9 protein-coding genes are annotated in these 10566 nt (G+C 65.3%); 5 read left to right on the top strand and 4 right to left on the bottom strand.

Features of this window, described 5'->3' with window-relative positions:
* The first annotated feature begins 166 nt into the window (after window positions 1–166).
* From RD110_RS02775 to RD110_RS02765, 3 genes are read left to right on the top strand one after another with little or no spacing between them, the layout of a single operon-like run.
* Complete coding sequence (locus tag RD110_RS02775; RefSeq protein WP_076196478.1) at window positions 167–955, top strand: gluconate 2-dehydrogenase subunit 3 family protein; 789 nt, start codon at window positions 167–169, stop codon at window positions 953–955.
* Between the two features lie 12 nt (window positions 956–967).
* Window positions 968–2728, top strand: a complete 1761-nt coding sequence (locus tag RD110_RS02770; RefSeq protein WP_076196476.1) for a GMC family oxidoreductase — start codon at window positions 968–970, stop codon at window positions 2726–2728.
* Between the two features lie 17 nt (window positions 2729–2745).
* Entirely contained in the window at window positions 2746–3111 is a 366-nt protein-coding gene (locus RD110_RS02765) for a c-type cytochrome (RefSeq protein WP_076196474.1), read from the top strand.
* A 62-nt stretch (window positions 3112–3173) separates the two neighbouring features.
* On the opposite strand, the gene RD110_RS02760 is transcribed toward RD110_RS02765, so the two are convergent.
* Window positions 3174–4166: a Gfo/Idh/MocA family protein gene (locus RD110_RS02760; RefSeq protein ID WP_076196472.1), complete on the bottom strand. Its 993-nt coding sequence runs from the start codon at window positions 4164–4166 to the stop codon at window positions 3174–3176.
* Window positions 4163–6100 (bottom strand): ABC transporter substrate-binding protein, encoded by a 1938-nt coding sequence (locus RD110_RS28885; RefSeq protein ID WP_076196470.1) that lies wholly within the window; start codon window positions 6098–6100, stop codon window positions 4163–4165. Before RD110_RS28885 ends, RD110_RS02760 begins: the two co-directional genes overlap by 4 nt.
* Before the next feature lie 146 nt (window positions 6101–6246).
* Between RD110_RS28885 and RD110_RS02750 the strand changes: the two genes are divergently transcribed.
* Together RD110_RS02750 and RD110_RS02745 are read left to right on the top strand one after the other, a co-directional pair.
* Entirely contained in the window at window positions 6247–7224 is a 978-nt protein-coding gene (locus tag RD110_RS02750; RefSeq protein ID WP_083686071.1) for a LysR family transcriptional regulator, read from the top strand.
* 112 nt (window positions 7225–7336) lie between these two features.
* Window positions 7337–8578, top strand: coding sequence for a CaiB/BaiF CoA transferase family protein (locus RD110_RS02745; RefSeq protein ID WP_076196458.1), 1242 nt, complete (start codon window positions 7337–7339; stop codon window positions 8576–8578).
* A gap of 68 nt (window positions 8579–8646) precedes the next feature.
* On the opposite strand, the gene RD110_RS02740 is transcribed toward RD110_RS02745, so the two are convergent.
* Both RD110_RS02740 and atpD read right to left on the bottom strand, forming a co-directional pair.
* Entirely contained in the window at window positions 8647–9072 is a 426-nt protein-coding gene (locus RD110_RS02740) for a F0F1 ATP synthase subunit epsilon (protein ID WP_076196456.1), read from the bottom strand.
* A gap of 5 nt (window positions 9073–9077) precedes the next feature.
* The gene (gene atpD, locus RD110_RS02735; protein WP_076196454.1) at window positions 9078–10505 is read right to left on the bottom strand and encodes a F0F1 ATP synthase subunit beta; all 1428 of its coding nucleotides are present in this window, start codon (window positions 10503–10505) and stop codon (window positions 9078–9080) included.
* Between the last annotated feature and the right edge of the window lie 61 nt (window positions 10506–10566).

The raw sequence follows: 10566 nt of genomic DNA, 5'->3' as shown, positions 1-10566 counted from the left end.
AAGCTGTTTAAATATACAGCCATCGGAATAACCTGCGGTAGCGGGGTGACTTTCGTCATGCGACGTTCATGACCATCGCACCCTGACGCCATCCCTTCGCCTGCGTAGATTCGTGCTGCCCGCAGACCGCCTCACGGTCTGGGCACCCCACGACAGGAGCGAGCCCATGAGCAGCCAGAACGACAATCGAAGAGACGAGGATGAACCCGTGCCCGCGCGGCGCGGCTTCCTGAGGCAGATCGCCGCCGTCACCGGCAGCATGCCGTTTGCGCCCGGCCTGGTCGGCGGCTCGGCCGCAGTGGCCTCGCTCGGCGCCGCGGCGCAAGCCACGCAAACGCCAGCTGCGCCCGGGCCGGTGGTGAACACCGTTGTCGGCTACCTCTCGCTGAGCCAGGACGAGGCCGCCTTCGTCGAGACCATGGTCAACGTGATGTGTCCGGCCGACGACATGACACCCAATGGCGTGGACTGCGGACTGGCCATCTACATCGACCGCCAGCTCGCGGGCGATTTCGGCAAGGGCGCGCGCCGCTACAAGCAAGGCCCCTGGGCCGAAGGCAAGCCGCAGCACGGCTATCAACTGCCGTTGACCCCCGAGCAGTATTTCAAGGCCGGCGTGGCCGCCGCCAATACAGCCTGCGCCACGCGCTTCGGCGGCAAGCCCTTCGACCAGATCACACCCGCCGAGGCAGACGCCTTCCTCAACGACCTGGCCGCGGGCAAGGTCACCGACCCGCGGCTGCCGATGGCGGCCTGGTTCAACGAACTCGTGTATCCGCTGTTCAACCAGGCCTGCTTCGCCGACCCGATCTACGGTGGCAACACGGCCAAGGTGTTCTGGAAGCTGATCGGCTACCCCGGCCTGCCGGCGACGCACACCATCGACATGGTGCAGTTCCGCGGCAAGCCTTTCCCCGGCGCCAAGGACCCGAAATCCATCGCCGACTTCAGCTGAGGGAGCACCATCATGATCAAGAAACTCCCGAGCAAACGCGTCGTCATCGTCGGCGGCGGACTCACGGCCGGCCTGGTCTCGCGCCAGTTGACCGACAAGAACATCGAGGTGCTGGTGCTGGAGCGCGGCAGCGACCACACCAAGGGCGCCGAAGCCAAGCTGCCCACGCAGCGCGACGAGCTGCGCTGGGACACGCACCAGGGCCTGATCCAGGACTGGTCGGTACAGACCTACACCCTGCGCCATGACACCAAAGAGACCGCATTGCCGGTGCGCTGGATGGAAGCCTTCCTGCCGGGCGAAGGCCTGGGCGGTGCGGCCAACCACTGGAACGGCCACACCTGGCGCTGGTCGGAATACGACATGGAGCTCAAGACGCGCAACGAGACGCGCTACGGCAAGCAGGCGATCCCGAAAGACATGCCGCTGCAGGACTGGGGCACGAGCTACAAGGAGATGCGGCCGTACCACGAGCTGTTCGAGAAGCTGTTCGGTATCGCCGGCAAGGCCGGAAACATCAACGGCACGATCGTGGCCGGCGGCAATCCGTTCGAGGCGCCGCGCGACGGCGAATACGCCCAGAAGCCGCTGGAATACACCGAGGCCGGCCTGACCTTCAAGGCCGTGGCGGAGAAGATGGGCTACAAGCCCTTCCCCACGCCGGCGGCCAACTCGTCGAGCGCCTACACCAACCCGGATGGTCAGAAGCTCGGCGCCTGCCAATACTGCGGCCATTGCGAACGCTTCATCTGCGAGGCCCAGGCCAAGGCTTCGCCCGAGGTACTGCTGTACCCGATGCTCAAAAAACGCCAGGCATTCGAGGTGCGGCTGCAGTGCCATGTGCTCGGCCTGACCTACGACGCCAAAGGCAAGAAGGTGACGGGCGTGCACTACGTCGACCTGCAGACCGGCCAGGAATACGAGCAGCCGGCCGACGTGGTGGTGCTCGGCGCCTTCACCATGACCAACACCAAGCTGCTGCTCACCAGCAAGATCGGCAAGCCTTATGACCCGGTGAGCAACACCGGCGTGGTCGGCAAGAACTTTTGTTACCAGCTCGGCGGCGGCGTGAACATCTTCATGAAGGACAAGTGGTTCAACCCCTTCCTCGCGACGGGCAGTACCCAGGTCTACATGGACGAGTTCAACAACGACAACTTCGACCACAGCGGCCTGGGCTTCCTCGGCGGCGCGGGCATCAACGCCAGCATGTTCCACGGCCGGCCGATCGGTGCGCGCCGCGTGCCGCCGGGCACACCGCGCTGGGGCAGCGCCTGGAAGAAGGCCAATGCCGACTGGTATGCGCATTCGATGGCGATCGGCATGCAGGGCAGTTGCTACCCGCACCGGCAGAACTATCTGGACCTGGACCCGACCTACGCGGATTCGTACGGCCAGCCGCTGATCCGCATGAACTTCAACTGGCGCGACAACGAACTCAAGGTGTCCAAATTCATCTCGGAAAAGCAGAACGAGATCGCGAAGAACTTCGGCGCCGACATCATCACCCCGGCCACCACCACACCGGCGCTGTTCGACACCCGTGCTTACCAGAGCACCCACATCACCGGCGGCACCATCATGGGTGCCGACCCGCAGACCAGCGTGGTGTCGCCGCATCTGCAGCACTGGGATGCGCAGAACCTGTTCGTGGTCGGCGCCTCGGTGTTCGCCCACAACGCGGGCTACAACCCGACCGGCCCGCTGGCCGCGCTGGCGCTGCGCCTGGGCGACGACCTGGTGCGTTATGTCGAGCGGCCGCGCATGCTTTGAAACTTGAGGAACACACGATGAGAACCGCTTTACACCTGACCACGGCCGCCTGGGCCCTGCTCTCCATCACCACCGCCCAGGCGCAGGACGTGGCCGCGGGCAAAGCCGCGTTCGCGCAATGCGCGGCCTGCCACAGCATCGACGGCACGAACGGCGCGGGCCCGAGCCTGCAGGGCGTGGACGGCCGCAAGGTCGGCAGCTTCCCCGGCTTCCGCTACAGCCGCGCGATGAAGGCCACCGCGTACAACTGGGATGCGGCCAAGCTCGAGGCGTACATCGCGAACCCGCAAGCGGCGATTCCCGGCAATGTGATGCCCTTTTCGGGCCTGCCGGACGCAAAGCAGCGCGCCGACCTGGTGGCCTATCTGCAGTCTCTGAAGTAAGAGGAAAATCAAGCGCTGGCGCAGTTGGATCCTGCGCCAGCCGCTACCATAACAATAGCAAATCAGTCGCGCCGGAAATCCTTCAGGATTTCGTCGAGCACCCAGCCCGTGCGCGCGCCGCTGTCGCCGGTGCTCGGGCAACGGCCCTGTCCGTTCAGCTCGTCGACGATGGTCTGCACCAGCGGCTGGTGCACGTGGGGCGGGTCGGCCACGGGAATCTCTTCCACCTTGTCGCCGACCGTGAGCACCATCGGCACGGGCTTGTAAACCGAGAAGCGGATGCGGCCCAGGCTGCCGATGATGTCGTGGTATTCCTCGTCGCGGTCCGCCGCGAAACACCAGGCGCCGCTGCCCAGCACGCCGGAGGCGAAGCGGTAGCTGGCCGTGACCATGTCTTCGCTTTTCCACAGCCCGGCCTGGTTGCTGGCGATGCCCTGCACCTGCGCGATCGGCCCGAACAGAAAATCGAAGATGTCGAAGGTGTGGCCGATGGCCTCGAAGAAAAATCCGCCGCCCGATCGCGCGGCATCGGTGCGCCAGGCGACGAAATGGCCCTGCAATTGTTCGGGCGTGGGCGGCTTCTGGTTCTGCCGCGAGACGACGGCACGCACCTCCCCGATCACGCCGCTTTGCAGGATGTCGCGCAGCTGCAGGAAGCGCGGCAGCGCGCGGCGGTAGAAACCCACCCATAGCGGTACGCCAGCCCGCTCGCAGGCGGCCACCATGGCCAGGCACTGCGCGTGGCTCATACCCATGGGCTTTTCCACGTAGACGGCCTTGCCCGCGGCAGCACAACGCAGCGTGTAGTCGTGGTGCGAATCGGTGGTGGTGGCGATGTAGACGGCGTCGATGTCGCTTGCCTGGATGATGGCTTCGGCATTGTCGTGCCAACGGCCCACGCCGTGGCGCCGCGCAAAGTCTTCGGCGAGTGCGCCGTTGCGGCGCATCACGGCCACCAGTTCAGAATTTTCGGCCTTGTAGAAGGCCGGGCCGCTCTTGACCTCGGCCACGTCGCCGCAGCCGATCATGCCCCAGCGGATGGTCCTGTCGCTCATTTTCCTGTCCAGTTGGGCTTGCGCTTCTGCGCGAACGCGAGCGGACCTTCTATCGCATCCTGGCTGGCGAGCATCACGGCTTCGGCGGGATAGGTCATGGTCATGGCGCGTTGGAGATCGGCTTCGTTGAAACTCATCATCATCGCCTGTTTCGTGGCCTGCAGGGCCAGGGGCGCGCAGGCCAGGATGTCCTGCGCAAGCGCCCTGGCACGCGCCAGCACCTCGCCCTGCGGCACGACCTCGTTGACCAGGCCGATGCGCCGCGCTTCGGTTGCATCGATGCGTTTGCCGGTGAGCGCCAGGTACATTGCGTCCTTCATCGACATCTGCCGCGCGATGCGCTGCAAGGCGCCGCCGCCGAGTGCGGCCAGGCCGACCAGCGGCTCGGGCAGGCCGAACTGGGCCTGCTGGGAGGCTACCGCCAGGTCGCAGGCGGCCAGGATTTCCACCCCGCCGCCGAGGCACATGCCATTGACCGCGGCGATCACCGGCTTCCACAGGTCGAAGCGTTTGGTGATGCCGGCGAAGCCGCCGCGCGGATAGTCGTAGTTGCCGGTGACGGCCAGCGACTTGAGGTCGGTGCCGACACAGAACGCACGCTCGCCCGCGCCGGTGATGATGGCCACGCGCAGCGCCGGATCGGCGGCGTAGTCGTCGAAGATGCGCGAGAGCTCGGTGTGCGCGGGCAGATGCAGCGCATTCATCACCTCGGGCCGGTTCAGCGTGATGACGAGCAGACCGCCTTCGCGTTCGACGTGGACGTATTCGGTAGAGGCCACGGCAACTGGCCTTACTTCGCCGCGGGCCGGCTTCAGCGTTTCGATGACTTCCGACTTGCCGTTCACCACCTTCACGAAGAAGCTTTCCCGGTCCAGGTCGCCCTTGCCGTCGTAACTCACGTCGAACAACAGGCCGGGAAATTCCTTGGCCGTGAAGCTGTGGTTGTGCAGCGCGTCGGCCATGGCCTTGGAATCGATCTTGCCCGCCTTGTCGGCGGCGGCCTTGGCCGACCACATGCCGATGTAGCCCTTCATGGCGTTGTGGTCTGGCCGGGACTTGTATTCGGCAACATAGGCCTTGGTGAAGGCCTGCACCGTGGGGTTGGGCGCGTCGGCGGTCAGGCCCACGTGGCCGACGATGCCGTTGGCCGCTTCACCGGCGAGTTCGATGACCTTCTCGTTGGTGAGCGTGGATTCGCCGACGATGGGCTTGGTGTAGCCCTGCTTGCGCAACTCGCGCAGCAGGCGTGCCGATTCCTCTTCGTTGGTGTAGACGAACAAGGCGTCGGCATCGGCCTGCTTGGCCTTGAGCACGGCGGCGGAAAAGTCCACCTGGCCGCTGTCGGTGGAGATGTCGGCCGCGACCTTGATGCCATTGGCTTCGAGCGCCTTCACGATCGCGTCGCGCCCACCCTTGCCGAAGTCGTTGTTCACGTAGATCACCGAGACGCTCTTGGCCTTGACCGAGCGCTGAAGGTAAGTGGCCACCTTGGGCATGGCCGCCGCCTGCGTGAACGAGGCGCGGAACACATAGGGATGGCCCTGCTGCGTGATGCTGGCCGCTTCGCCACCGACGATGTTCAGCACCTCGGCCTGCCTGGTCTCGCTCATGCTGACCAGGATCGAGCCCGAGAACACCGGGCCTAGCACCACCTGCGCGCCCTGGTCGATGGCCCGCTTGGCCAGTGCCTTGGCCACGCCGGGCTGGGTCTGCGTATCGAGCGAGGTGTACTCGACCTTGCGGCCGGCCATGCCGCCGGCCGCGTTGATGGCCTTCACCGCGAGCTTCACGCCGTTGTCGAAATTGGTGCCCGCCGTGGCGCCGGGGCCCGAGAGTTCGACGATGCCGGTCACCGGCACCGATTGCGCGAGGCTCAGCAGGGATGCGCCGGACAGCGCGGCGGCCAGGGCCAGTTTGTAGAAAGTCTTTTTCATGTCTCCACCTTTGGATGCTTGGTTGATCGCTTGTTCGAATGCGGCAGGGCGCCGTCGCGGCCTGGCCAACGAGGTCGCAACCATAGGTGCAGGCCGCCATACTGTCCATACAATGACGGAAATAACCACCATTGCACGAGACAATAATGGCATCGCGTCTTTCCGTCAGAAACACGGCCCACCCACGCTCGGGCACGGGCGAAGGCGGAGCCGCCCTGCTCGACGCGAAGCTGCTGCAGCTGTTCGACCTGCTCTACACCACCGGCAGCGTGACGCGCTGCGCCGAACAGCTCGGCCAGAGCCAGCCGACCGTCAGCATCTGGCTGGCCAAGCTGCGCCATGCGCTGGACGATCCGCTGTTCGTGCGCACCGCCGCCGGCATGCAGCCCACGCCGCGCGCCGACGCGTTGATCGGGCCCGCGCGCGAGGTCATCGAGTCGCTGCGCCGCCTGGCCGCCCGCGGCCCGGCCTTCGACCCGGCCCAGGCGCAGCGCAGCTTTCGTGTCTGCATGACCGACGCGAGCCACATCACGCTGCTGCCGCGGTTGCTGGCCCACCTGCGGCGTGTGGCGCCGGGCGTGCGCATCGACGTCGCCCCGATCGATGCCGGCACCGCTGAAGCACTGCAGGCCGGCAAGGCCGACATCGCGCTGGGCTACATTCCCGGCCTCGAATCCGGCTTTTACCAGCAGACGCTGTATGCGCAGGATTTCGTCTGCCTGGTGAACCAGAAACACCCGCGCATCGGCCGCACGCTGACGCGCAAGGCCTACCAGAGCGAAGCCCACATCGAGATCGTCTACGGCCGCGGCCATGCACTGCTCGACGGCGCGCTGAAGGAGCAACGCATCGAGCGCCATGTGCTGCTCGAGCTGCCCGGTTTCCTGGGGCTGGCGACGATCGTGTCGAGCACCGATTTGATCGCCACCGTGCCGCGCATGATCGGCGAGACGCTGGCGGGGCTCGGCGCGGTGGGCGTGTACCCTTGCCCGTTCGAGATCCCTTCCTACCTCGTCAAGCAGCACTGGCACGCACGGCAGCACGATGATCCCGGCCACCGCTGGCTGCGCAGCGTGTGCAGCGAACTGTTCATGCGCCTGGACCAGTCCCGCAAGAAGCCTTGAAACCTGCCGGTGCCGTTGCATTGCATCGCGCAATGGGGCTCATTGCGTCCATTGGATGGCCGAATGGACAAGGCAGGCCTACCATGCGACCCTTTTGATTGGAGACCCTCGCATGACGAACAACAGCCAGCCCTTGCCACTCAAGGGCATCCGTGTGATCGACTACAGCCACTTCCTGGCCGGCCCCTACATGGGCCGCTGCCTGGCCGCCATGGGCGCCGAGGTGATCAAGGTCGAACGGCCCACGGCTGGCGACGCGGGCCGTGCCCATGCCTATTTCGTCGATGGCCAGAGCGGCTATTTCCTGCAGCAGAACATGGGCAAGCAAGGCCTGTGCATCAACCTGAAGGATCCGCGCGGGCTGGCCATGATGCACAAGCTCACCGACACCGCCGACGTGTTCCTGGAGAACTACCGCCCCGGCGCGCTCGACAAGCTGGGGCTGGGCTACAAGGAGCTTTCCGAGCGCAACCCCAAGCTGGTGTATTGCTCGGTCTCGGCCTACGGCCATACCGGCCCAGACTCTCACCGCGCCGGTTTCGGCCTGATTGCCGAGGCCAAGAGCGGCATCATGGCCATGGTCGGCGAGCCGGGCGTGGCGCCGCCGCTGCTGCGCATCGCACTCGGCGACATGTACACCGGCATCCACGGTGTGGCAGCGGTGTGTGCGGCGCTGCTGGGCCGCATCGGCTCGGGGCGCGGGCAACACATCGACATGGCCCTGTACGATTGCCTGGTGTCGATGCACGAATATGCGGTGCAGAGCTACACGCTGTCGGGTGGCAAGGAAATCCCGCAACAGACCGGTCACGACCTGCCGCAGTCCACGCTGTACGGCGTGTTCACCGCCACCGACGGTTACCTGGTGATCGCCGCGCAGGTGGACGACGCCTGGAAGCGGCTGGCCACGCTGATCGGCAACGACCTGGGCCAACCCGGCTTTGCGGCCGACACGCGCTTCCATAGCCTGACGGGTCGCAACGAGAACCGGCTCGAACTGTTGCCGGTGGTGCGGCGCTGGGTGAGCAGCCGCACGGTCGCCGAGTGCCTGGCCGCGCTCGACGCGATCGACGTGCCGAGCGCCAAGGTGCAGGACATCGCCGAAGTGCTGGCCGACCCGCAGGTGCAGGCGCGCGGCATGTTGCTCGAGCAGGACCATCCGGTGATCGGCAAGGTGCGGCTGCCCAACCTGCCGTTCCACTTCTCCGCATGCAGCACCACCGTGACCCAGCCCGCGCCGCTGATGGGCCAGCACAACCGCAGCATCGCCCAGGGCCTGGGCTACAACGCCGAGGAGATCGCCCAGATGGAGAAAGACGGCGTGTTGTACGCCGAGGAAGCCGTGGGCCACTGAAGCCATCCGCCACGGAACGCCCAATAAAAAACCGCCCGAGGGCGGTTTTTTGATGGAAGCAGAAAAACTTACTTCTTCTGGCGGTAGCGGCGCAACGCGGCCAGTTGGGCGGCCATGACGGCCAGTTCGGACTGGGCCTTGCCGAGGTCGAGTTCGCTCTTGGCGTTCTTGACGGCATCTTCGGCCGCTGCCTTGGCGGCATTGGCCTTTTCGTCGTCGAGGTCCTTGCCGCGGATGGCGGTGTCAGACAACACGGTCACGGTGTTGGGCTGCACTTCCAGGATGCCACCGGCCACGAAGACGAACTCTTCCGTGCCGTCAACCAGTTCGATACGCACCGAGCCGGGCTTGATGCGCGTGATCAGCGGTGTGTGGCGCGGGTAGATACCGAGTTCGCCGGCCTCGCCGGGCAAGGCCACGAACTTGGCTTCGCCCGAGAAGATGGACGCCTCGGCACTGACCACATCGACGTGAATGGTGTGTGTGGAGTCCATGAGGCTTAAACCTTCTTGGCCTTCTCGAAAGCCTCGTCGATGCCGCCAACCATGTAGAACGCCTGCTCGGGCAGGTGGTCGCATTCGCCGGCCACGATCATCTTGAAACCACGGATGGTTTCGGACAAGGGCACGTACTTGCCGGGCGAACCGGTGAACACTTCGGCCACGTGGAAAGGCTGGCTCAGGAAACGCTGGATCTTGCGCGCACGGGCCACGGCCAGCTTGTCTTCAGGGGCCAGATCGTCCATGCCCATGATCGCGATGATGTCGCGCAGTTCACGGTAGCGTTGCAGCGTGCCTTGCACGGCACGGGCGGTTTCGTAGTGGTCCTGGCCGACGACCAGCGGGTCGAGCTGGCGGCTGGTGGAGTCGAGCGGATCGACCGCGGGATAGATACCCAGCGAGGCGATGTCACGCGACAGCACCACGGTGGAATCCAAGTGGGCGAAAGTGGTGGCAGGCGACGGGTCGGTCAAGTCATCCGCTGGCACGTAGACGGCCTGGATGGAGGTGATCGAGCCGACCTTGGTGGAGGTGATGCGCTCTTGCAGGCGGCCCATTTCTTCGGCCAGCGTCGGCTGGTAGCCCACGGCGGAAGGCATGCGGCCCAGCAGTGCGGACACTTCGGTACCGGCCAGCGTGTAGCGGTAGATGTTGTCCACGAAGAACAACACGTCCTTGCCTTCGTCGCGGAACGATTCGGCGATGGTCAGGCCGGTCAGCGCCACGCGCAGACGGTTGCCTGGTGGCTCGTTCATCTGGCCGTAGACCATGGCCACCTTCGACTCGACGAGGTTCTCCAGGTTCACCACGCCGGAATCGGCCATTTCATGGTAGAAGTCGTTGCCTTCGCGGGTACGCTCACCCACACCGGCGAACACCGACAGACCGCTGTGGGCCTTGGCGATGTTGTTGATCAGCTCCATCATGTTCACGGTCTTGCCCACGCCGGCACCGCCGAACAGGCCGACCTTGCCGCCCTTGGCGAACGGGCAAACCAGGTCGATCACCTTGATGCCGGTTTCCAGCAGTTCCTGCGACGGGCTGAGCTCGTCATAGGCGGGTGCCTTGCGGTGGATGGAAGCGGTGAGTTCCTGGCTCACGGGGCCGCGTTCGTCGATCGGCGAACCCAGCACGTCCATGATGCGGCCCAGCGTGGCCTTGCCCACGGGCACGGTGATCGGCAGGCCGGTGTTGGACACCAGCAGGCCGCGGCGCAGGCCGTCGGACGAGCCGAGCGCAATGGTGCGCACGATGCCGTCGCCGAGCTGCTGCTGCACTTCCAGCGTCAGGGCCGAGCCCTCCATCTTCAGGGCGTCGTACACCTTGGGCATCTGGTTGCGTGGGAATTCCACGTCGACCACCGCGCCAATACACTGAACAATTTTTCCCTGAACGGGGGCGTTCACTTGGGGGTTATCTTGAGCCATTTTTTCTCGCTCCAATAAATTTGAATTTGCTGATCGGACGTGTGCTTGGGCTGGGACGCGG

The sequence above is a fragment of the Rhodoferax koreense genome, from assembly GCF_001955695.1.
In the GTDB taxonomy this organism is placed as follows: domain Bacteria; phylum Pseudomonadota; class Gammaproteobacteria; order Burkholderiales; family Burkholderiaceae_C; genus Rhodoferax_B; species Rhodoferax_B koreensis.
The sequence above is the reverse complement of the archived record's forward strand: the minus strand, read 5'-3'. Positions and strand labels throughout refer to the sequence as shown.

Excerpts from the sequence above, each read along its gene's own strand:
- RD110_RS02760 (WP_076196472.1), bottom strand. The coding sequence starts at position 4,166 with ATGAGCGACAGGACCATCCGCTGGGGCATGATCGGCTGCGGCGACGTG.
- RD110_RS28885 (WP_076196470.1), bottom strand. The coding sequence starts at position 6,100 with ATGAAAAAGACTTTCTACAAACTGGCCCTGGCCGCCGCGCTGTCCGGC.
- RD110_RS02765 (WP_076196474.1), top strand. The coding sequence starts at position 2,746 with ATGAGAACCGCTTTACACCTGACCACGGCCGCCTGGGCCCTGCTCTCC.
- RD110_RS02770 (WP_076196476.1), top strand. The coding sequence starts at position 968 with ATGATCAAGAAACTCCCGAGCAAACGCGTCGTCATCGTCGGCGGCGGA.
- RD110_RS02745 (WP_076196458.1), top strand. The coding sequence starts at position 7,337 with ATGACGAACAACAGCCAGCCCTTGCCACTCAAGGGCATCCGTGTGATC.
- RD110_RS02750 (WP_083686071.1), top strand. The coding sequence starts at position 6,247 with ATGGCATCGCGTCTTTCCGTCAGAAACACGGCCCACCCACGCTCGGGC.
- RD110_RS02775 (WP_076196478.1), top strand. The coding sequence starts at position 167 with ATGAGCAGCCAGAACGACAATCGAAGAGACGAGGATGAACCCGTGCCC.
- atpD (WP_076196454.1), bottom strand. The coding sequence starts at position 10,505 with ATGGCTCAAGATAACCCCCAAGTGAACGCCCCCGTTCAGGGAAAAATT.
- RD110_RS02740 (WP_076196456.1), bottom strand. The coding sequence starts at position 9,072 with ATGGACTCCACACACACCATTCACGTCGATGTGGTCAGTGCCGAGGCG.